Source organism: Enterobacter cloacae complex sp. IR5441 (genome assembly GCF_049238215.1).
GTDB classification, from domain to species: Bacteria; Pseudomonadota; Gammaproteobacteria; order Enterobacterales; family Enterobacteriaceae; genus Enterobacter; species Enterobacter hormaechei_C.
In genome coordinates this window covers 323095-345073 of record NZ_JBMKIA010000003.1, presented here as the reverse complement: position 1 = coordinate 345073, position 21979 = coordinate 323095, and the positions used below count along the sequence as shown (strand labels likewise).

General features: G+C 55.0%; 23 protein-coding genes, 1 pseudogene and 1 riboswitch. Of the genes and pseudogenes, 12 read left to right on the top strand and 12 right to left on the bottom strand.

Translation table 11 applies throughout. The features are described from left to right. Positions 1-17 precede the first annotated feature (17 nt). Positions 18-1391 carry an MFS transporter gene (locus ACOTX5_RS06175; RefSeq protein ID WP_045911193.1) on the bottom strand — a complete coding sequence of 458 codons (1374 nt, stop codon included), beginning with the start codon at positions 1389-1391 and terminating at the stop codon, positions 18-20. A gap of 178 nt (positions 1392-1569) precedes the next feature. Here ACOTX5_RS06175 and kdgR point away from each other — a divergent pair, with 178 nt between their 5' ends. After that, entirely contained in the window at positions 1570-2361 is a 792-nt protein-coding gene (gene kdgR, locus ACOTX5_RS06170; protein WP_015570299.1) for a DNA-binding transcriptional regulator KdgR, read from the top strand. A gap of 63 nt (positions 2362-2424) precedes the next feature. Here kdgR and ACOTX5_RS06165 read toward each other — a convergent pair whose 3' ends face one another. Beyond that, positions 2425-2664: a YobH family protein gene (locus ACOTX5_RS06165; protein ID WP_017384332.1), complete on the bottom strand. Its 240-nt coding sequence runs from the start codon at positions 2662-2664 to the stop codon at positions 2425-2427. 160 nt (positions 2665-2824) lie between these two features. Between ACOTX5_RS06165 and mgrB the strand changes: the two genes are divergently transcribed. The 6 genes and pseudogenes from mgrB (at position 2825) to rlmA (ending at position 7184) form a co-directional block, all read left to right on the top strand. Next, positions 2825-2968, top strand: a complete 144-nt coding sequence (gene mgrB, locus ACOTX5_RS06160) for a PhoP/PhoQ regulator MgrB (protein WP_003859906.1) — start codon at positions 2825-2827, stop codon at positions 2966-2968. A gap of 74 nt (positions 2969-3042) precedes the next feature. After that, positions 3043-3330, top strand: coding sequence for a YebO family protein (locus ACOTX5_RS06155; protein ID WP_032648590.1), 288 nt, complete (start codon positions 3043-3045; stop codon positions 3328-3330). Between the two features lie 669 nt (positions 3331-3999). Continuing rightward, positions 4000-4144, top strand: a pseudogene (locus ACOTX5_RS06150) (DUF2627 domain-containing protein). A 12-nt stretch (positions 4145-4156) separates the two neighbouring features. Next, entirely contained in the window at positions 4157-4366 is a 210-nt protein-coding gene (gene cspE, locus ACOTX5_RS06145; RefSeq protein ID WP_001062678.1) for a transcription antiterminator/RNA stability regulator CspE, read from the top strand. A 217-nt stretch (positions 4367-4583) separates the two neighbouring features. Continuing rightward, positions 4584-6329, top strand: coding sequence for a peptidoglycan glycosyltransferase FtsI (gene ftsI / locus ACOTX5_RS06140; protein WP_045911194.1), 1746 nt, complete (start codon positions 4584-4586; stop codon positions 6327-6329). Between the two features lie 39 nt (positions 6330-6368). Then, positions 6369-7184 carry a 23S rRNA (guanine(745)-N(1))-methyltransferase gene (rlmA, locus tag ACOTX5_RS06135; protein ID WP_045911195.1) on the top strand — a complete coding sequence of 272 codons (816 nt, stop codon included), beginning with the start codon at positions 6369-6371 and terminating at the stop codon, positions 7182-7184. Here rlmA and mntP read toward each other — a convergent pair. The 5 genes from mntP to manX form a co-directional block, all read right to left on the bottom strand. Then, entirely contained in the window at positions 7181-7747 is a 567-nt protein-coding gene (gene mntP / locus ACOTX5_RS06130) for a manganese efflux pump MntP (protein WP_023296797.1), read from the bottom strand. The genes rlmA and mntP overlap by 4 nt on opposite strands. Position 7748: 1 nt before the next feature. After that, a riboswitch (yybP-ykoY riboswitch) is annotated at positions 7749-7949 on the bottom strand. 198 nt (positions 7950-8147) lie between these two features. Continuing rightward, positions 8148-8606, bottom strand: a complete 459-nt coding sequence (locus ACOTX5_RS06125; RefSeq protein ID WP_045911196.1) for a DUF986 family protein — start codon at positions 8604-8606, stop codon at positions 8148-8150. A 54-nt stretch (positions 8607-8660) separates the two neighbouring features. Beyond that, positions 8661-9512 (bottom strand): PTS mannose transporter subunit IID, encoded by an 852-nt coding sequence (locus ACOTX5_RS06120; RefSeq protein WP_045911197.1) that lies wholly within the window; start codon positions 9510-9512, stop codon positions 8661-8663. 12 nt (positions 9513-9524) lie between these two features. Then, complete coding sequence (gene manY, locus ACOTX5_RS06115; RefSeq protein ID WP_003859914.1) at positions 9525-10325, bottom strand: PTS mannose transporter subunit IIC; 801 nt, start codon at positions 10323-10325, stop codon at positions 9525-9527. A gap of 47 nt (positions 10326-10372) precedes the next feature. Continuing rightward, a complete protein-coding gene (gene manX / locus ACOTX5_RS06110; RefSeq protein ID WP_017384327.1) occupies positions 10373-11335 on the bottom strand; it encodes a PTS mannose transporter subunit IIAB in 963 nt (320 codons plus the stop codon). 265 nt (positions 11336-11600) lie between these two features. Between manX and ACOTX5_RS06105 the strand changes: the two genes are divergently transcribed. Beyond that, positions 11601-11810 carry a protein YoaL gene (locus tag ACOTX5_RS06105; protein WP_077579975.1) on the top strand — a complete coding sequence of 70 codons (210 nt, stop codon included), beginning with the start codon at positions 11601-11603 and terminating at the stop codon, positions 11808-11810. Further along, a complete protein-coding gene (gene yoaE, locus ACOTX5_RS06100) occupies positions 11798-13357 on the top strand; it encodes a CNNM family cation transport protein YoaE (RefSeq protein ID WP_006810992.1) in 1560 nt (519 codons plus the stop codon). Before ACOTX5_RS06105 ends, yoaE begins: the two co-directional genes overlap by 13 nt. Before the next feature lie 6 nt (positions 13358-13363). Here the strand turns inward: yoaE and ACOTX5_RS06095 are convergent, their stop codons facing one another. The 4 genes from ACOTX5_RS06095 to pabB all read right to left on the bottom strand — a co-directional run bounded on the left by ACOTX5_RS06095 (position 13364) and on the right by pabB (position 18550). Next, complete coding sequence (locus ACOTX5_RS06095) at positions 13364-14962, bottom strand: EAL domain-containing protein (RefSeq protein WP_015570305.1); 1599 nt, start codon at positions 14960-14962, stop codon at positions 13364-13366. Positions 14963-15091: 129 nt separating this feature from the next. Next, positions 15092-16456, bottom strand: coding sequence for an L-serine ammonia-lyase (gene sdaA / locus ACOTX5_RS06090; RefSeq protein ID WP_003859920.1), 1365 nt, complete (start codon positions 16454-16456; stop codon positions 15092-15094). 184 nt (positions 16457-16640) lie between these two features. Next, positions 16641-17219: a CoA pyrophosphatase gene (locus ACOTX5_RS06085; RefSeq protein ID WP_017384324.1), complete on the bottom strand. Its 579-nt coding sequence runs from the start codon at positions 17217-17219 to the stop codon at positions 16641-16643. Continuing rightward, positions 17216-18550 carry an aminodeoxychorismate synthase component 1 gene (pabB, locus tag ACOTX5_RS06080; RefSeq protein WP_032671649.1) on the bottom strand — a complete coding sequence of 445 codons (1335 nt, stop codon included), beginning with the start codon at positions 18548-18550 and terminating at the stop codon, positions 17216-17218. Before pabB ends, ACOTX5_RS06085 begins: the two co-directional genes overlap by 4 nt. 61 nt (positions 18551-18611) lie before the next feature. Between pabB and ACOTX5_RS06075 the strand changes: the two genes are divergently transcribed. Further along, entirely contained in the window at positions 18612-18794 is a 183-nt protein-coding gene (locus ACOTX5_RS06075; RefSeq protein ID WP_003859925.1) for a YoaH family protein, read from the top strand. Between the two features lie 5 nt (positions 18795-18799). Here ACOTX5_RS06075 and ACOTX5_RS06070 read toward each other — a convergent pair whose 3' ends face one another. Further along, on the bottom strand, positions 18800-19144 hold the full coding sequence (locus ACOTX5_RS06070; protein ID WP_045911200.1) for a RidA family protein: 345 nt from the start codon (positions 19142-19144) through the stop codon (positions 18800-18802). A gap of 133 nt (positions 19145-19277) precedes the next feature. Between ACOTX5_RS06070 and ACOTX5_RS06065 the strand changes: the two genes are divergently transcribed. Further along, positions 19278-21188, top strand: coding sequence for an ATP-dependent DNA helicase (locus tag ACOTX5_RS06065; protein ID WP_023303884.1), 1911 nt, complete (start codon positions 19278-19280; stop codon positions 21186-21188). Between the two features lie 66 nt (positions 21189-21254). Continuing rightward, positions 21255-21950 carry a tRNA (adenosine(37)-N6)-threonylcarbamoyltransferase complex dimerization subunit type 1 TsaB gene (tsaB, locus tag ACOTX5_RS06060; RefSeq protein WP_045615407.1) on the top strand — a complete coding sequence of 232 codons (696 nt, stop codon included), beginning with the start codon at positions 21255-21257 and terminating at the stop codon, positions 21948-21950. Positions 21951-21979: the final 29 nt, after the last annotated feature.

Sequence of the window (21979 nt, the reverse complement as noted above, 5' to 3'; positions counted from 1 at the left end):
TTCTCCGCCCGGTTTTTTTATGCCTGCGCCTTTGGCTGGGTGACGCGAAGGCCGCTAATGACAGCCGCGAGGGTCGCCAGGGTCCCTGCGGTAATCAGCGCAACCTGTGTCGCATTCTGCCCGGCAAGGTTAAACATCAACGCCACCAGTGCGGCCCCGGTGCTTTGCCCTAACAGTCTTGCCGTGCCCAGCATCCCGCTGGCGCCACCGCTGCGATGACGTGGGGTAGAGGTGATAATCGTGTGGTTATTAGGGGACTGGAACAGACCAAAACCGGCCCCGCACAGGATCATGCGCCAGATAATATCCAGATCCCCCGGCGAGGCGGGCAGGAGCGCCAGCGAAAACAGTCCCACCGCCATGACAACCAGCCCAATCGCCCCCAGAAGCCCGGCATGGACGCGCTCAATAAGGTAACCGGCCAGCGGGGCCATTACCATGGTTGCCAGCGGCCAGGGCGTGAGCAGCAAGCCTGTCTCCACTTCTGAACGGCCAATCACGCTCTGCAAAAAGAACGGCAGCGCAACCAGCGCCAGCATCTGGGCGCAGAACGAGCAAATGGAGGTACAAATGGATAGCGAAAACAGCGGAATACGTAGCAAATCCACCGGAAGTAGCGGCACGGGCAGCGCCAGCTGACGTCGTACAAAGAAAAAGCCGATGATAAGCATGGCAACGATTTCTGCGGCAATGAGCGACAGAGACTGTCCCTGCGCAAATCCGCTCAGCGCGGTAATCAGCAGGCCAAAAGTCAGCGCGTTCATCACGGCGCTGGGCAGATCGAAACGTGGCATGGTACTTTTCGGACCATTTTCCGGAAGATAGCGCAGGGCGAAGAAGAACGCCACAATGCCCAGCGGCACGTTAATGGCAAACAGCCACTGCCACGAGGCAACGGACAGGATGGCGGCGGCAATCGTTGGGCCGGCGGCGGACGACACGGCCACAATAAAGGAGTTAATGCCCATGCCGCGCCCCAGGTGGCGTTGAGGATAAATAAGCCGTATCAGGGCCGTGTTCACGCTCATTAGCGCCGCGCCGCCAAAGCCCTGCGCGATACGCGCCAGCGTAAGGGTGTGCAGTGAATCTGAAAGGGCACAGAAGAGCGAGGTGAGGGTAAACACCACCAGCCCGCACTGGTAAACCCGGCGATAACCAAACATATCGCCCAGGAAAGAGAGTGACAGAAGGGAAATCACAATCGCTATCTGGTACGCGTTGACAATCCAGATGGAGCTTGCCGGCGAAGCATTAAGGTCTTTGGCAATCGTAGGAAGAGCCACGTTGGCAATCGCACCGTCAAGGACAGCCATCGAAATACCGATGACAATAGTGGCAATTGCCCCGTACCGCTGCGGTAAGGGCAGGCCATCAGAAACGTTTTTTTGCATGGGAAAAGAATGGCTCAACGTGAAATTATTTTCAGAGTAACTATTTTAGCATCGTTATTTCGGTTTTATGTCGCAGATTTGGAACGAAGTAAACCCAGATAGATTGCAGCACGCATAACACGAATTTATAATAAAAACCGGTTCTGATTTTTATAAAACACTCTCCATGAGGTGATAAATGGCAATCGCAGATTTGGATAAGCAGCCAGATTCTGTTTCTTCCGTGCTGAAGGTGTTTGGCATCTTGCAGGCGCTCGGAGAAGAGCGTGAAATTGGTATTACAGAGTTGTCGCAGCGTGTGATGATGTCGAAAAGCACCGTTTATCGCTTTTTGCAGACGATGAAATCATTGGGTTATGTCGCGCAGGAAGGAGAATCAGAAAAATATTCTCTGACCCTGAAACTGTTTGAACTGGGCGCCCGCGCCTTGCAGAACGTGGATCTGATCCGCAGCGCTGACATTCAGATGCGTGAACTTTCACGACTGACGAAAGAGACAATTCACCTCGGTGCGCTGGATGAAGACAGTATTGTTTACATCCACAAAATTGACTCCATGTACAACCTGCGCATGTATTCACGCATCGGTCGTCGTAACCCGCTGTACAGCACCGCAATTGGTAAAGTACTGCTGGCCTGGCGCGATCGCGAAGAGGTGAAGCAAATCCTTGACGGGGTGGAGTACAAACGCAGCACCGACCGCACGATTACCAGTACGGAAGAACTGCTGAGCGTGCTGGATAAAGTGCGTGAGCAGGGTTACGGGGAAGATAACGAAGAGCAGGAAGAGGGGCTGCGTTGCATCGGTGTGCCGGTGTTTGACCGCTTCGGCGTTGTCATTGCGGGCCTGAGCATTTCGTTCCCAACGCTGCGTTTCTCTGAAGAGCGTCTTCATGAATATGTGGCGATTCTGCATACCGCAGCGCGCAAAATTTCAGAGCAGATGGGCTATAACGATTATCCGTTCTGATCGACGCCACCAATAGAAACGCCGCACTTTTGCGGCGTTTCTGTAAGCGAAATTCAACGCGGATTAACCGTTATCAACCACAACAGATGATTTACGCAGCACAGGACAGTTGGTTAACCCGATGATCCCGCTGTCGGAATGGATGTACTGAGCCGTGCTTATCCCCTGGGCGGTAAGATATTTACACTGGATACCCAGACCCGCGGCATTTTCTTTGCTCCCCATTAATACGCCGTACCCACTTAATAACAGGCCGATCCAGACAATGGCCAGTACAATTACTGTACGAATAAGTAAACGCATCGTTGCCTCTTTTTTCTTTGTTGTCATAGAGTAAGCGTAACGGCTTTACGCAGTGAAACAAGTGCACGATTCCGAAAAGCGTCTGTTGAAGGTACAGTTAGCCCCTGTTTAAGATAACCGTGATAACCTGGCTGTATCAGGTCATAAGACGGAGTGTGGAGTGAAAAAAATACGCTGGGTAATTCTGATTATAGTGTTGATAGCATGCGTGGTGCTGTGGACGCAGACTATCAATGTGATGTGCGATCAGGATGTACAGTTCTTTAGCGGCATTTGTTCAATCAATAAGTTTATCCCCTGGTAGAGACCATTTTTACGCTGAGTGATGTCCTTACGCGGCGGCAGTGGTAAAATGGCGGTTTTTACTGAGGTGGTGAAATGGGTGAGTTACTGAATTCGGGGCTGCTGAGCATTGCATCCCTGGTAATGTCTTTGTTGGTGCTGGTCGTTGGGCTGGTGCTGTGGTTTTTCGTTAACCGCGCCAGCTCCCGCACAAACGAGCAGATTGAGCTGCTGGAAGCATTGCTCGATCAGCAGAAACGGCAGACTGCGCTGCTGCGTCGATTGTGCGAAGCCAACGAGCCGGAGGAGAAAGCGGTACCGAAGGACGCTGTTGCTCAACAACAAGACGAGGAAGACTTCATTCGCCTGGTAGCTGAACGATAGTCTGCCCGGAGCGGGGAGGTGGCCTGACGTACGGCGTAAATCCCCTCCCTTATCAAATGCATCCCACAACTTCCCGGCATTTAATTAAGCAGCAGTTAACTCATGTTTTAGCACACTGAAAACTGGCGAATATTTATCCTTATTTAACAAATTCAGTTTCGTTGAATAAATAGTGTGCTTTATCTTTCCTGAAGTGTTTTATTTTTATCGAAACGTTTTGCTTGCCTTGTTTTGAGGCAGAGTCATAAAAATTTCATTATTTTGGTGCAGAATAACACTTATTAAATGGTGGTTTTTAATACAGTTAGCAAAATGTAATTAACATCGTATATTCCCTGACACATGTTGGTGCGTTGCAATGTTTTCAGCATAACTTTTCACAAAATGTTCTAACTCAGTCATTCCTTTAAAGAAATTCTGGGATTGGGATGGACGCTTTGAAATGATTGAGCTATGTTTAAAAAGTCTTTGATTACAGGGCGCGTCAACGCACCCTGCGGGCAGTGAGGTCAGGTGGCGCTTCATTTGACAATTCGCATAACTGTGCAGATTGTTATGGAGTAACGTCTGAATTTGTGCGGCGGATCGAGACACGTTTAAAAATGGCTTGCCATATTAAACGTTGTGTGTGATAACACGTTTTGGGTCAAACGAGGTACAGTTCTGTTTATGTGTGGCATTTTCAGTAAAGAAGTCCTGAGTAAACACGTTGTCGTTGAATACCGCTTCTCTGCCGAACCTTATATTAGTGCCTCAAGCAGTAATGTCTCAGTTTTATCTATGTCAAAGCCCGCGGGCTAAGAAAACACTCTAAGGAATTTTGCAAATGGCAAAGATTAAAGGTCAAGTTAAGTGGTTCAACGAGTCTAAAGGTTTTGGTTTCATTACTCCTGCTGACGGCAGCAAAGACGTGTTCGTACACTTCTCTGCAATCCAGGGTAACGGCTTCAAAACTCTGGCTGAAGGCCAGAACGTTGAGTTCGAAATTCAGGATGGCCAGAAAGGCCCAGCTGCGGTTAACGTAACTGCTATCTGATCGAATCACTGCTGACTGAAGCGCTCAGCGCTTCGATCTCAGACATAAGCCTCGCCGATGCGGGGCTTTTTTTATACGCTTATTTTTCAAAATATTACGTAATCCTCCTCTGTTATTATCTTGTTGCAAACCCGCGAGATTATTAGCATTGTTTTCCCGCCTTATTATCCGCTTTTCTCGTTAAATCAGGGCGTTGATTAACAGCCCTGGGGTTAAGGTGAAAAAAAAGACAATAACCACCACCGGAAATTTTACTCCGGCACGTTTTGCACTTCTGTGTCTCGCCATCTTTTGTAGCCTTGCGTTTCTGCTGGGCCGCGTAGCGTGGCTACAAATTATCAAACCGGATAATCTGGTGAAGCAGGAGGATATGCGCTCCCTGCGCGAAGTGGCGATAGACGCCCCGCGTGGGATGATTGTTGACCGTGAAGGGCGACCCCTTGCGGTGAGCGTACCCGTCCAGGCCGTCTGGGCCGATCCCAAAACAGTGCTGGAAAAAGGGGGGATCGGTTTTGACTCGCGCTGGCAGGCCCTGGCAAATGCCTTACACCTTTCTCTGAGCACGCTCGCATCGCGAATTAACAGTAACCCGCACGGGCGATTTATTTACCTGGCCCGTCAGGTTGATCCCGCCCAGGCAAAGTGGATCGATAAGCTGCGTCTCCCCGGTATCAACCTTCGCGATGAGTCCCGCCGCTTTTATCCTGCCGGGCACGTGGCGGCGAACCTGATTGGCTTCACCAATATTGATGGTCAGGGCATTGAGGGCGTCGAGAAAAGCTTTAACACGCAGCTTACCGGGAAGGCAGGCGTGCGGCTGGTCAGGAAAGATCGCTACGGACATGTGGTGGAGAACCTTACGGAGGTGGCTCCCGTACCTGCACATAATATCCAGCTTAGTATCGATGAACGCCTGCAAACTATCACCGAAGACGCGCTGGATAATGCCGTGGCGTGGAACAAAGCCGAGTCAGGCGCGTCGGTGCTGATTAATATCCGAACGGGCGAAATTCTGGCGATGGCGAGCTTCCCCGACTTCAACCCCAACAACCGGGAAGGGGCAACGCTGGATGATTTTCGCAATCGCGCGATCAGCGACACCTTTGAACCTGGCTCGACCGTTAAGCCTCTGGTGCTGATGACGGCGCTACAGCAGGGGCTGGTACAGCCTGACAGCGTGATAGATACGCATCCCTACACCATTGATGGTCATCGTATTCGTGATGTGGGCTACTACCCCGAGCTGACGATGACCGGGATTTTGCAAAAATCTAGCGACACAGGCGTATCCCGTCTTTCGCTGGCGATGCCCGTGCAACGGTTACTGGATACCTATAAACACTTTGGTTTTGGCGAGAGTACCGGGCTTGGCTTAACGGGAGAAAGCGCAGGTTTACTGCCGCAGCGAAAATTCTGGAGCCAGTTAGACCGGGCGACCTTTGCCTTTGGGTATGGCCTGATGGTCACCCCCCTCCAGCTGGCGCATGTGTATGCCACCATCGGCAGCTATGGCATTGAACGGCCTCTGTCCATCACCCGAATCGACCCGCCGGTGATTGGCAAGCGGGTGATGCCCGAGGAAATTGTTCACGAGGTGGAGCACATGATGGAGAGCGTTGCGTTACCCGGCGGTGGCGGGATCAAAGCGGCGGTGCGTAACTATCGCGTGGCGATAAAAACCGGAACGGCCAAAAAAATCGATGAACACGGTAAGTATGTGGATAAATACGTCGCCTATACCGCAGGCGTTGCGCCTGCCAGCGATCCCCGTTTTGCGCTGGTGGTGGTGATCAACGATCCACAAAACGGTGCCTATTACGGCGGGGCCGTTTCCGCGCCCGTGTTCAGCGAAATTATGGGTAACGTCCTGCGCCTGGAAAACGTGAAGCCAGACGGGCTGCCGGCAGATTCTGACCATCTGATCGTGATGCGTCACCCAGCCGTTTATAACCCTGGCGAATAGCGGTACACTTCGCCTTTTGGTTTACGCCCTGGAGCTGTCATGTCTTTCAGTTGTCCCCTTTGCCACGCGCCGCTGACGTGCGCGGAGAAAACGTTTATCTGTCCACAGGGACATCAGTTTGACCGGGCGAAAGAGGGCTATGTAAATCTTCTGCCGGTACAGCACAAGCGCTCCCGGGACCCGGGTGACAGCGCGGAGATGATGCAGGCGCGCCGGGCGTTTCTCGATGCCGGGCACTATCAACCGCTCAGGGATGCCGTTGTCGCCTTACTCCGTCAATCTCTGACAGAAGGCGTATCCGCCATGCTGGATATCGGCTGCGGCGAAGGTTACTACACCGCCACGTTTGCTGACGTGGCGGCTGAGAAGGGCGCCGAGACTTACGGGCTGGACGTGTCGAAAGTGGCTATCCGTGCGGCAGCCAAACGCTACTCAGCAGTAACGTTCTGCGTGGCCTCCAGCCACCGCCTGCCGTTTGAGGAAGCGAGTATGGACGCCGTGGTGCGTATCTATGCGCCGTGCAAGGCAGAGGAGCTGGCGCGCGTCGTTAAGCCCGGCGGCTGGGTTATTACCGTCACGCCAGGGCCGCGTCATCTGCTGGAGCTAAAAGGGCTGATCTATGATGAAGTTCACCTGCATGCGCCGCACTCTGAACAGCTGGCGGGCTTTGCGTTAAAGCAGGCGCAGTCGGTAGCGTATGAAATGACGTTGCAGGGAAGTGAAGCGGTGGCGTTACTGCAAATGACGCCGTTTGCATGGCGGGCAAAACCAGAGGTGTGGGAAACGCTGGCAGCGCAGACAGAATTTCGCTGCCAGACGGATTTCAGCATCCATTGCTGGCAGCGCGAAGGTTAACCCGCGAAGTGTGCCCAAAGGATTTGGGCACCAATCCCGATCAACACGATACCGCCCAGAATTTCGGCTCGTTTGCCTAACAGCGGGCCAATGAACCGACCCACCATCATCCCCAGCGTTGACATGATGAGCGTGGCGCAGCCAATCGCCAGCGCGGTGGCGATAATATTGACCTGCAAAAACGCCAGACCGACACCCACGGCCATTGCATCCAGGCTGGTTGCGATGGCGGTTGTCACCAGAAGCCAGAAGCCGTGGCGTTGCAGCGGCGCATCATCTTCATCGCCGTTACCACGAAAGCCTTCAATCACCATGCGTCCGCCGAGGAACACCAGCAGCACGAAAGCAATCCAGTGATTCCACTCCAGCACGAACTGGCTGGCGAGCATCCCCAGACCCCAGCCGATAAGCGGCGTCAGCGTTTCGATAGCACCAAAGATGAGACCGGTACGCAGGGCGTCGGAAAATTTAGGTTTATGGAGGGTGGCACCTTTACCAATAGAGGCGGCAAATGCGTCCATGGACATGCCAAAAGCCAGAAGGATCGTAGCGGAGATATTCATAAGAGCGTCCAGACCGGGGATATCCATATGACACATCACTGCCCCCAGTAAACAGCAGTTGATGTATCTATGGTCTCGCCTGATCGCTTTTGGCACAGTAAGTGTGCTGAAAACGATCCGTACGCGCCACGTTTTTCAACGAGTATGTTGACACGTACATTTCCCGCAGGCAGGAAATCGGCTACTCCCCAACGACGGGCGCAACCTTAACATATTTTGAGAATATAAAACAACAACGAAGATGGCTTTATATAGCCACTATATTGATAACGATTTTCATTTAGATTTATGCGTGAAAATATCGTTAACAAATATAAGGCAATTAACAGAGGAGATATAGCATCGGCTATATTGCTTGTTTAAGAATAATGCAATATATAGCCGATGCTATAATATTAACTCATTGAGTTTTAACGAGTAATTTGTAGACCTTTTCCAGGTCATCAATATTTTTGACCCGGATGAGCAGGCGGCGTTGTTCTAATTGCATCACCAGAACCCCGTCTTCGGATAAATTCATCTCTTTAATACGGTTATATTCTATCCAGACATTGGCGAAGAAGAATCCGTGTTTTTTAAAAATGAGTTTTGGCGAGCGGATCCAGAACAGGTAAATCGCCATTAATGCCAGCGCACATAATAACCATGTGGTTAATATTGCGCCGTGGCTGGTCACATTATTGTAAATCAGGATGACTACCAGACCGGCGAAGATAAACGCATCAATGCGTCCACGGCGTAAGAGGGGAAGGGTCAGCAGCGTCTCGCCGTGGCGGCGAGGCATAATGAACTCGTCATAGATCGCGTAAGCCAGAAGGGCAACAATAAATAAAACCAGTACGGTGTCCGTGACAGTCATTCATCCTCCAGATAAAAAGACCGGGGGCAAGCCCCCGGTCGGTAACGCATTTTATTACAGACCCAGAAGGCCGATGGCGTAGCCCGCGATACCGATGACGAAGAAGCCAACGATGATCCACAGCGGGTTCACTTTCTTACGCAGCAGCCACATACAGGCGAAGGTTAACAGCAGCGGTACCAGGCCCGGCATCAGCTGGTCCAGAATCGTCTGCACGGTGGTAACGCGCGTCTGACCATCCTGACCAGTGATCGTCGATACCACCAGCGGGATGTTCACGTGCGTCCACTTGTTAACCAGCGCCCCCATTACAAACAGGCCGAGGATTGACGCCCCCTCAGTCAGTTTTTGCAGGAAGCCGCCGCCCATATCCTTAACGATATCCACCCCTTTACGATAGCCGTACGCCACGCCGTAGTAACGGGTCAGCAGACGCACCGCGTTGAACAGGATGAAGAACAGCAGAGGACCGAGCAGGCTGCCGCTCATGGCGATCCCGGCGCCCAGCGCCGCAAAGACCGGACGCACGGTACCCCAGAAGATCGGGTCGCCCACGCCTGCCAGCGGCCCCATCAGACCAACTTTGATACCGTTGATGGCACCATCGTCGATTTCAGCCCCGTTCGCACGCTGCTCTTCCATTGCCAGCGTCACGCCCAGAACAGGCGCCGCAACATAAGGATGGGTGTTGAAGAATTCCAGGTGACGCTTAATTGCCTGACGGCGTGCTTCGTTGTTTTCCGGATACAGGCGTTTGATGGCCGGCACCATGGAGAAGCAGAAGCCGAGCGCCTGCATACGTTCGAAGTTCCATGAACCCTGAAACAGGTTAGAACGGATGAACACGCCACGAATATCACCCGGAGTGAGTTTTTTCTCAGTGGTAGTTTTTGTCATATCAACCATTTCGCTCACCTGTTAGTCCAGTTCGTTATCGAGATCGTTGTTACCAGCAGCCTGCGCAGGGGCACCCGCGACACGGTTGTATTTCGGGCTGAGCTGGATATAAAGAATCGCCATCACCGCACCAATCACACCCAGCGCAACCAGGTTGAAGTTGGTGAACGCAGCGGTAACGAAGCCAAGGTAGAAGAATGGCATCAGGTAGCCCGCGCGCATCATGTTGATGACCATCGCATAACCGACCACCACGATCATACCCCCGGCGATATTCAGACCGCTGGTAACCACTTCAGGGATCGCATTCAGCATGCCCTGAACTTCGCTGGTACCGACAGAAATCGCCACGATAACCGCAGGGATTGCGATACGCATCGCTTGCAGGAACAGGGAAGAAACGTGGATCCAGGAGAGCGCGGTGAGGTTGCCGTTTTCGGCCGCCTTATCCGCCGCGTGCTGGAAGGCAACGGTAATAGTACGGACGATAATGGTCAGCACCTGACCCGCTGCGGCCAGCGGGATGGCCAGCGCGATACCGGCACCAATACTCTGATGACCAGCGATAACCAGAACGGTTGAAATAATGGACGCCAGCGCGGCATCTGGCGCAACTGCCGCACCGATGTTCATCCAGCCGAGGGCGATCATTTCCAAAGTACCACCGATGATGATACCGGTTTTCATGTCACCGAGAACGGCGCCAATCAACGTACAGGCCACCAGAGGGCGGTGGAACTGAAATTCATCAAGTACGGACTCCATACCCGCAATACATGCGACGATGAACACCAGCACAATCTGAAGAGTAGTAATCTCCATTGCACTTCTCCTATTACATAAGCTCTATATGAAAAACCGGCCCGGGCTTATTTCCCCACTTTGCCGATCAAATCCATCATTTTCAGTTTCTGGTCCGTGGAAACCTTACGGGCTTCCAGTTCGATACCGCGTGCATTCAGTTTGTTGAAGGCCTCGATATCTTTCGCATCCACTGAAATCGCGTTGTTGACCTGCGTTTTGCCCTGACGGAATGCCATACCGCCAATGTTAACGGAGGTGATTTTCACGCCGCCTTCAACAATGCGTTCGACGTCTGTCGGGTTGGTGAAGAGAAGCATCACGCGCTCACCCGCATATTTCGGGTTGTTGTAAACGCGGATCATTTTGGCGACATCCACGACGTGCGCGGTGACGCCCGGCGGTGCAACCTGGGTAAGAAGGGTTTTACGGACAGTGTCGGCGGCCACTTCGTCACTGACCACGATGATGCGTTGTACGTTGGTCTCTTTGGTCCAGCGTGTTGCCACCTGGCCGTGGATCAGACGGTCATCAATACGCGCAAGGCCGATAACCATGTAATCGTTCGGACCCATTGGCTTCGCCGGTGCTGCCGCCCTTGGTGCAGCAGGGGCAGGGGCCGGTTTTTCAACCGGCTGCGCTTTCAGCGCCTTCACGCCTTCGCGACCGGTTTCCACCGCCAGTGCCACCAGTTCATCAAAACCTGGGTTGTCGTCACGCGCCATGAAGGTTTCCACCAACATCGGGATATTCACCCCGGCGACGACTTCATAATGCTCTTTATCGACGACAATGCGGCTGGCAGCGTTGAACGGGCTGCCGCCCCATGTATCCACGAGAAACAGCACGCCTTTGCTGGTATCCAGCTTCTCAAGCTGAGCAGTGTATTTTTCAATCAGCGTCTCGGCATTTTCACCGGGAACGAAATCGATCCAGCCGACGTTTTCCTGCTCGCCCAACAGCATTTCTGCCGTTTTGAGTAACTGCTCCGCAGCCCAACCATGTGTGCCTATGACAATAGCAATGGTCACTTGCTACCTCCTTTTATTATCATGTATACGTCTGCCAGGCAGGCGCACTGAGAATCGTATTGGCGAACCGAATCGATTCAGATAAGGGTTAGAGTTCAAAAAACTAAGACTTCCGCGAATTATTTTAGATAGTGAAAAAATAATTTATGTGATGAAGATCCGTAATTTAGCTACGCCTTACAGATTTTTCTTTAAGTTAATCCGCGTGTGTTACAGAAGTTTGCAAAGGAACGTAAATCTTTGCTAAAAACCAATTGTCTCTGATATGTTTAGCGTCCGTTTAATTATTCAGGAGTATAGGGCTACAGCCCACTATATGGACCGTCACCGACGTCAGTCATCTTCCAGGCCATTCCGCGCCTTATTCATCGGCGATCTTCGCCACGCATCGACTCTCATTCCCTTTGAAATGCCCGAAATCAGCGGGGCACCGTTTTGTCATTCCTTTAGCAGGAGCGTGTCATGGAATTCTTAATGGACCCGTCAATCTGGGTAGGCTTGCTTACGCTGGTCGTGCTGGAGATCGTTCTCGGTATTGATAACCTGGTGTTTATCGCCATCCTCGCGGATAAGCTCCCGCCGAAACAGCGTGATAAAGCCCGTCTGATCGGCCTCTCGCTGGCGCTGATCATGCGTCTGGGCTTGCTGTCTGTGATCTCGTGGATGGTTACCCTGACGAAGCCGCTGTTCACCGTCATGGATTTCACCTTCTCCGGCCGCGATTTAATCATGCTGGTGGGGGGCCTGTTCCTGCTGTTCAAAGCCACAACAGAGCTGCATGAACGGCTGGAGAACCGGCAGCACGATGATGGCCACGGTAAGGGTTACGCCAGCTTCTGGGTGGTTGTTCTCCAGATTGTGGTGCTTGATGCGGTCTTCTCTCTGGATGCGGTGATTACGGCAGTCGGCATGGTGAACCATCTGCCGGTGATGATGGCGGCGGTGGTGATTGCGATGGCGGTAATGCTGCTGGCGTCAAAACCGCTGACGCGTTTCGTCAACCAGCATCCGACGGTCGTTGTGCTGTGTCTGAGCTTCCTGCTGATGATTGGTCTGAGCCTGGTGGCAGAAGGGTTTGGCTTCCATATTCCGAAAGGCTACCTGTACGCCGCGATTGGCTTCTCGATTCTGATCGAGCTGTTTAACCAGATTGCGCGCCGTAACTTTATTAAGCAGCAGTCGAATCAGCCGCTGCGAGCCCGTACCGCAGATGCGATTCTGCGACTGATGGGCGGACGTCGTCAGGTCAACGTGCAGGCTGATAACGAGAACCGTAACCCGGTTCCGGTGCCGGAAGGCGCGTTTGTGGAAGAAGAACGCTACATGATCAACGGCGTGCTTTCGCTGGCTTCCCGCTCCCTGCGCGGCATTATGACGCCGCGCGGTGAGATCAGCTGGGTGGACGCCAACCTGAGCGTCGACGAAATTCGTCAGCAGCTGCTCTCCTCGCCACACAGCCTGTTCCCGGTCTGCCGGGGTGAGCTGGATGAGATTATCGGTGTGGTACGCGCGAAAGAGATGCTGGTGGCGCTGGAAGAGGGCGTTAACGTCGAGGCCGTAGCGGCCGCGTCGCCCGCCATCGTGGTACCGGAGACGCTGGATCCGATCAACCTGCTGGGCGTATTGCGTCGTGCCCGCGGGAGCTTTGTTATCGTCACCAATGAATTTGGTGTGGTACAGGGCCTGGTGACGCCGCTGGACGTGCTGGAAGCCATTGCCGGTGAATTCCCTGATGCGGATGAAACCCCGGAAATCGTTGCCGACGGTGACGGCTGGCTGGTGAAAGGCACCACCGACCTGCACGCGCTCTCGCACACGCTGGGCGTCGAAAACGTGGTCAATGATGATGAAGACATTGCCACCGTCGCGGGGCTGGTGATTGCCGTTAACGGGCAGATCCCGCGTATTGGTGATGTGCTGGAGCTGCCGCCGCTGCAAATTACTATCGTCGAAGCCAACGACTATCGCGTTGATATGGTGCGTATTGTTAAAGAGCACTCTGCACACGACGAAGAAGAGTAACGCTATCTAGCGTAACGGCAGTAAGGGCACGATGTGTCCGTTGTGGCGGGCTGGCGGAGAGTGACTTTCCGCCAGCCATTTCGGAAACTCGCGCAGCGGCATTGGCCGCGCATACAAGTACCCCTGCAAAATATGTACGCTGTGACGGCGCAGGTAGCGTGACTGCTCCTCGGTTTCCACCCCTTCCGCAACCAGTTCAATATTCAGCCGCTGACCCAGCGCAATAATAATATCCGTTACCGTTGAGTTAACGGCGTCGGTGCCGATCGCGGTGGTGAAGGATTTATCAATTTTCAGCACATCCGGATGCAGTTTTTCTAGCCATGAAAGTGAGCTGTTGCCGGTACCAAAATCATCAATCGCAAGTTTCACCCCTTTGCGGTGCAGCTCCCGCACTATGCGGTAATCCACATCCAGCAACGCATCGCGTTCGGTTAATTCCACGATCAACTGTTGTACAGGGCTGGCGTTAAACCAGATGCGGTTGAGATCCTGGATCAGCGCAGCGCGACGAAAATGGCTGGCGGCCACGTTAATGCCGATATGGAAATCGCGCGAAGCCGGGAAATAGCCTATCTGCCGCACCGTTTCGCTGATGACGTAGCGGGTAAGCGGAACAATCAGGTTATGTTCTTCGGCCAGAGGGATAAAGACATCGGGCGAAATCCATCCCTGACGCGGGTTGTTCCAGCGCAGGAGGATCTCGACGCCGACGCATTCCCGGGTGCGGGCATTCACCAGCGGCTGGCAGAAGAGCTCAAACTCCCTGGCCGCAATTCCCATATTGATTTCCCAGGTGAAACTGATGCGCCGCGCGGTGGCGAGCCAGGCGATATAGCCCATCAGTAAGCTGAGCATTAACGCCAGCGGCAGCTGGGTGGGCAGATTTTTTAACGCCATTTCGCCAGGCCCGGGGCCGCTCACCGTGACGCTGAAAGGGTAATGCTGTGACGATTGTTCCAGCAGGGAGGCGTTTTCATCGAAGGTCGGCGTAGTCGTCACCTGTTGCCCGTCGCGGAGGAAGTTATCTCCTACTCTCAGGACAACGTCGGTGATCTGCGGCCGCTGCGGCTCGAGAATCATTTTAGTGATGAGATCGATATTCACCACCTCCATCACCCCGTCGTTGCCGTCGCTCGCGAGGGGAGACCACTGAATCAGTACCGGGCTGCCTTTTACCAGCCACCGATCGGTCAGCAGCAACAGCCTGGATTCACTGACCGGCAGCTCCGGCACAAACTCACTGACGGGCACATTACGGCTGCCAAAGACGCTTGAGCAATACAGTATTCCGTCTTGAATGAGGGCGATGGAGCGTACGGTCTGGAGGATCGCCGCCTGTTTTCGCAGGATCAGATTTGCTTCGGAACAGGGTATGCCAACCAGTGAAAGTAGCGTTTCCCGCTGGGCCTCTAACGAAAGAAGCACCTTATCAAGCGCACGCACGGTGTGGTGGGTAAAGTCGTGGATCCGATCCTGATTTATGTTGCGCTGTGAAATAAAGCGAATACCCAGCGTCAGGACGAGCGTAACGAGCGCAACCGTGACACAGACGATAACGCGTTTTCGGCGATAGTCTTTAATGATCGTTTGTGCAGTTTGCATGAACGGTCGCCTGTTAAGCACCGGCCGGAAAAGCCAGACGCAACAGTGACAGTGTAGTGGGGAATACGTGAAGCGACGAGACGAGAGGGGAAAATTCGCCCATCCGTTGCAGATGGGCGAAAGGAAGGCTTAGTCGCACTGCACCTTAATGGCCAGACCGCCGCGCGAGGTCTCACGGTACTTCGCGTTCATGTCCTTGCCGGTTTCGTACATAGTTTCAATAACCTTATCCAGCGACACGCGTGGCTCGCTGGTACGGCGCATCGCCATACGTGAGGCGTTGATCGCTTTGACGGAGGCGATGGCGTTACGCTCAATGCACGGCACCTGCACCTGGCCGGCAACCGGGTCACAGGTCAGACCGAGGTTGTGCTCCATACCGATTTCCGCCGCCACGCACACCTGCTCAGGGCTGGCGCCCAGCAGTTCCGCCAGACCCGCTGCTGCCATAGAGCAGGCCACGCCCACTTCACCCTGACAGCCTACTTCGGCACCAGAGATGGACGCATTCATTTTGTACAGCGCGCCGATAGCACCTGCCGCGAGGAAATAGCGGATATAGATGTCCGGCGTCACGGGCTCAATAAAGTGATCGTAATAGGCCAGCACCGCCGGAACGATACCGCACGCGCCGTTGGTTGGCGCCGTCACGACGCGACCACCCGCTGCGTTCTCTTCGTTAACCGCGAGGGCAAACATGTTCACCCAGTCGACCACGTTCATTGGGTCATTGGAGAACTTGTCGGTAGTGACCAGCATGCGGCGCAGAGCAGAGGCACGACGCGGCACGCGCAGTGGCCCAGGCAGAACACCCTCGGTGTTCATCCCGCGGTCAATACAGGCGCGCATGGTTTGCCACACGTTAGCAAAATAGTCTTCGATCTCTTTCTTGCTGTGCAGCGCCAGTTCGTTCTGCATCACCATGCCTGACAGGGACAGACCGGTCTCTTTGCAGTAGCCCAGCATCTCGGTGGCCGATTTAAACGGATAGGGCACATTGACGTCGCCCGCGCTCTCTTTACCAAAGTGTTCTTCGTCAACGATAAAGCCGCCGCCGATGGAGTAGTAAGTTTTGCTGTAGATCTCTTTTTCGCCACTCCAGGCGTGGATGGTCATGCCGTTTTCATGCAGCGGCAGGTTGTCGCTACGAAAACGCATCCCGTCATCCTGCGGGAAGTCCACTTCGTGCTGGCCGTTAGCCAGCAGCAAACGACCGCGCGTTTCCACGTCGCGGATAAATGCCGGAATGGCATCAATATCAACTGTGTCCGGCATATTGCCCGCCAGACCCATAATAATGGCGATATCGGTGTGGTGGCCTTTACCCGTTAATGACAGTGAACCGTAAACGTCTACGGCGACACGGGTAACGCTTTCCAGTAATCCTTTTTCGACCAGATCATCGACGAACTGTTTACCGGCCTTCATCGGCCCTACAGTGTGGGAAGAAGATGGACCAATCCCCACTTTGAACATGTCGAATATACTAATCACTTTCACACTCCTGACAGGGTTACTGGGGTTCCAGTAACGATGTTATAACTGCGCATAGTGTAAGAGGGAACACCAACCTCGGCTTAACTATTCACATGAATTAAACTAATGGTTAACGATGGTTTTGCTAATAGCGCGACGCCGATCGCAAACCTGCCAGAAAAGGGTGGAATGTAAAGTATAGTCAAGGCTTCAGGCCGATTTGCAGGGCCAGCTCACGAATGATGCCTGCCGTCATGCCCCAGACAAAATAATGCTGATACCACGACAGCCAGACCCGATGATCGTGTCCGCGGCGGTGAATATCCAGCGGGTGATAGCGACCCAGACGAAGGGCCTCTTCCAGCGGCATTTCGAATACCGCTGAAACTTCATCGACGCTGGCGTGATACTGAAGATCGGGCGGAATAATGCCAACGACCGGCGTGACCTGAAAACCGGTTACGCTGTCCACTGGCGGCAGCACGCCGATCACCTCGACCGCCTCCGGGGGGATCGCCACTTCCTCATGCGCTTCGCGCAGTGCGGCGGCAATCAGGGATGCATCGGTGCTGTCCACCGCGCCGCCCGGGAACGCAACCTGACCGGCGTGTTTTCGCATATGCGGTGAGCGCTGGGTAAGCAACAGACCCGGCTGCTCACGACGCACGACCGGGATCAGCACCGCCGCCTGACGTTGATTCAGCGTGGCGCGGTTAACCTGGGGCCGCAGAAGCTGAAAGCGCGACAGAAAATCATCCAGCGTCAGGTTGTCTTTCTTCACCGTGAGTTCTCCAGTTGTTTCAGGATACGATTCACTTTATCAAAGGTTTCCTGATATTCCGCCTCCGCCTGGCTGTCGGCCACAATGCCACCGCCTGCGGAACAGTACAGGTTACCGTCGCAGGCCGTCAGGGTGCGAATAGTGATGCTGGTATCCATGGTGCCGCACAGACTCACATAGCCGATGCTGCCGCACCAGGCGTTGCGGCGATGCGGTTCCAGTTCGTCGATGATCTCCATCGCCCGGACCTTCGGCGCGCCGGTAATGGAGCCGCCCGGAAACGCGGCGCGGAGCAGATCGCAGGCGGTTCGCGAGGCCGGCAGACGTGCGGTGATGGTGCTGACCAGATGATGCACCGCCGGGAATGGCTCCACGACGAACAGCTCCGGCACGCGCACGCTGCCCGGCTCGGCGACGCGGCCAATATCATTGCGCATCAGATCGACAATCATCAGGTTTTCAGCGCGATCTTTCGGCGAGGCCGCCAGCGTCTCCGCCTGCTGACGGTCGGCGTCGGCATCGGCAAGGCGCGGCAGGGTGCCCTTTATCGGGCGGGTCTGAATCATACCGTCAGCCAGGTGAATAAAACGCTCAGGCGAAAGGCTGAGGATGGCGCCGTGTTCAAGGCGTAAAAATGCGCTGAACGGGGCCTTATTGCTGGCATTGAGGCGGGTAAACGCCTGCCATTCGTCTCCCTCGTATGCCGCCTGGAAACGCTGGGCGAGGTTGACCTGATAACAGTCGCCGCTGTGAAGATACGCCTGCACGCGGGAGAATTTTTCCGCGTATTCCTCCGCGCTCATGTTCGAGCGCCAGCCGGAGGTTAGCATAAAGTGTTCCGGGGCGGCGGGCCGTTGCGCCTCAAGCCAGGCCAGACGCGCTTGCACGTCCCGGTGGCTTAGCAGAGAAACCGTCTGCTTACGGTGATCCACGATCAGCGCCCAGTCATACAGCCCCACCGCCATATCCGGCAGGGAAATATCCGCCTGCGCATGCTCGGGCAGCTTTTCGAAACGGCGACCCAGATCGTAACCAAACAGGCCCAGCGCGCCCCCCTGGAAAGGCAGATCCGGATCCGGTGTGGCAGAAAAGCCCAGAGCATGGATCTCGTTCTGGAGCCGCATCAGCGGATCGTCCGTTGGCGACAGCGCATCGGTCGTCAGCGTTTTAACCGGGTCGGCCACCAGAATATCAAAGCGGCTGTAGGGATGATCCGCATGCCCGGAGTGCAGGAGCATCGCAAAAGGCAGGTGGCTCAGACGGGCAAACCAGAACTCGGCGGCGTCTGCACGCCAGGGCAAGGTCATAACAGTGGGGAAGCGCATGTTCATGTATGGCATACTACCGGGCAGCGTGAAATAATTAGCGCGAATAATTTAGCAGGAGTTAACGATGTTTGCAGGTTTACCTTCTCTCAGCCATGACCAACAGCAGAAAGCCGTTGAACGTATTCAGGAGCTGATGTCCCAGGGGATGAGCAGCGGACAGGCAATTTCCCAGGTCGCGGAAGAACTTCGCGCCACCCATACCGGCGAGCGGATCGTGGCGCGCTTTGAGGATGAAGATGAAGAATAACCGGCTTACACTGCCGCGATAATCTTGATCTCAACCTTATATTCCGGTTTCATCAGCGTGGCCTGTACGGTGCAGCGTACAGGCGCGTGACCCGCCACGACCCACGCATCCCAGGCTTTATTCATCGCCGCGAAATCGTCTTTATTCGCCAGAAAAATCGTCGCATCCAGAATGCGGGATTTATCGCTGCCCTGTTTTTCCAGTACGGCGTCGATCTGCGCCAGGGTGTTGGCGGTCTGCTCGAAGGCGTCAGCGTGCAGATTGGCAGGGACGCCGGTGTAGTACAGCGTCTGGTTGTGGATCACCACGTCAGACCAGCGGGCTTCGGCATCAATGCGCGTAATTGTCATAAACGTATCCTCGTTATCTTTCGTCGTCAGGCGGCAAGACTGCCATAATGTTCCGCCGTCGTCACTATTTGGGGTGGCACCGGAGAGAAGGGGCTGACATAATCCCTGTGCAAAAATACAGTGAGAGAACACCGTGGCAGACGATTTTTCCCCAGAAGGTCAGTTAGCACAGGCTATTCCCGGCTTTAAACCGCGCGAACCCCAACGTCAGATGGCGCATGCCGTCGCGCACGCCATCGACAAGGCTCAGCCGCTGGTCGTGGAGGCCGGCACCGGTACGGGGAAAACGTATGCTTACCTCGCTCCTGCGCTGCGGGCGAAAAAAAAGGTGATCATCTCTACGGGATCAAAAGCGCTCCAGGATCAGCTCTACAGCCGCGATTTACCCACGGTGGCGAAAGCGCTGAAATACAAAGGGCGTCTGGCCTTGCTGAAAGGGCGTTCTAACTACCTGTGTCTGGAGCGTCTTGAACAGCAGGCGCTGGCGGGCGGCGACCTGCCGGTACAAACCCTGAGCGATGTGATCGTCCTGCGCGCCTGGGCCAACCAGACGGAGGAGGGGGACATCAGCACCTGCGCGAGCGTGCCGGAAGACTCCCCGGCCTGGCCGCTGGTGACCAGCACCAATGACAACTGCCTCGGCAGCGACTGCCCGCTGTATAAGGACTGTTTTGTGGTGAAAGCGCGTAAAACCGCGATGGACGCCGACGTGGTGGTGGTGAACCATCACCTGTTTCTTGCGGATATGGTGGTCAAAGACAGTGGTTTCGGCGAGCTGATCCCGGAGGCGGAGGTGATGATCTTCGATGAAGCCCATCAGCTACCGGACATCGCCAGCCAGTATTTTGGTCAGTCGCTCTCCAGCCGTCAGCTTCAGGATCTGGCGAAAGATATTACCATTGCCTATCGCACCGAACTCAAAGATACCCAGCAGTTGCAGAAGTGCGCGGACCGCCTGGCGCAATGTGCACAGGATTTCCGCTTACAGCTTGGCGAGCCGGGCTATCGCGGCAACCTGCGCGAACTGCTCGCAGACAAAAATATCCAGCGCGCGCTGCTGCTGCTCGATGATGCCCTTGAACTCTGTTACGACGTGGCGAAGCTGTCCCTCGGACGTTCAGCGCTGCTGGACGCCGCTTTCGAGCGCGCCACGCTCTACCGTGGGCGGCTGAAGCGGCTGAAAGAGATCAACCAGCCGGGCTATAGCTACTGGTACGAATGTACCTCGCGCCACTTCACCCTGGCGCTCACGCCGCTGACCGTTGCTGATAAATTCAAAGAGGTGATGGCGCAAAAGCCCGGCACCTGGGTCTTTACCTCGGCCACGCTGTCGGTCAATGACGATCTGCACCACTTTACCGAGCGCCTCGGCATTGAGCAGGCGGAATCCCTGCTTCTGCCGAGCCCGTTCGACTATGAGAAACAGGCGCTGCTGTGCGTGCCGCGCAATCTGCCGCTGCCTAACCAGCCGGGCGCGGCGCGCCATCTGGCGGCCATGCTGAAGCCGATGATTGAGGCCAACAACGGGCGCTGCTTTATGCTCTGCACCTCACACGCCATGATGCGCGATCTGGCCGAGCAGTTCCGCGCCACCATGACGCTACCGGTGCTGTTGCAGGGGGAAACCAGCAAAGGCCAGCTGCTCCAGCAGTTTGTCAGCGCCGGTAATGCCCTGCTGGTGGCGACCAGCAGCTTCTGGGAAGGGGTGGACGTGCGCGGCGATACGCTCTCGCTGGTGATTATCGATAAGCTGCCGTTCACATCGCCGGACGATCCGCTCCTGAAAGCGCGCATGGAGGATTGCCGTCTGCGCGGGGGCGATCCGTTCGACGACGTCCAGCTGCCGGACGCGGTCATCACGCTTAAACAGGGGGTAGGGCGACTGATCCGCGACGTCACCGACCGCGGGGTGCTGGTGATCTGCGACAACCGCCTGGTGATGCGTCCCTACGGCGCCACCTTCCTCGCCAGCCTGCCGCCCGCGCCGCGCACGCGGGATATTAAACGCGCGGTCCGCTTCCTGGCGAACCCGACGGCGGAGTAATTCTTCCCGGAGTGTGTTAAGATGCGCGCCATTTTGTGACTGACCATTGCGAGAGCGCGACGACTGATGCGAATTCTGGCTATTGATACCGCGACAGAGGCCTGTTCCGTTGCCCTGTGGAACGACGGTACGACTTTTGCTCATTTTGAAGAGTGCCCACGGGAACACACTCAACGTATTCTGCCCCTGGTAAAAACCATTTTAACCGAGGGCAACACCGCCCTGACTGACCTCGACGCGCTGGCCTACGGCCGTGGTCCGGGCAGCTTTACGGGCGTACGTATCGGGATTGGCATTGCGCAGGGGCTGGCGCTGGGCGCTGACCTGCCGATGATCGGCGTCTCAACGCTTGCGACCATGGCTCAGGGCGCCTGGCGCATGACCGGGGCCACCCGCGTGCTAGCTGCGATTGATGCCCGCATGGGGGAAGTCTACTGGGCGGAGTACACCCGTGACGAAAACGGCGTCTGGCACGGCGAAGAGACGGAAGCGGTGCTTAAACCTGAAGCCGTCACCGGGCGCCTGAAACAGCTCTCCGGTGAGTGGGCGACGGTCGGAACCGGCTGGCCGGCATGGCCTGAGATGGCGAAGGACACCGGCCTTACGCTGGTGGATGGTAACATTCTCCTGCCCGCCGCAGAAGATATGCTGCCGATTGCCTGTCAGCTACTTGCCGCAGGAAAAACCGTGGCGGTTGAACATGCTGAACCGGTTTATTTACGAAACACCGTCGCGTGGAAGAAACTTCCTGGCCGCGAGTGAATCTCAGTAACAGGAACTGAGAAAAAGGA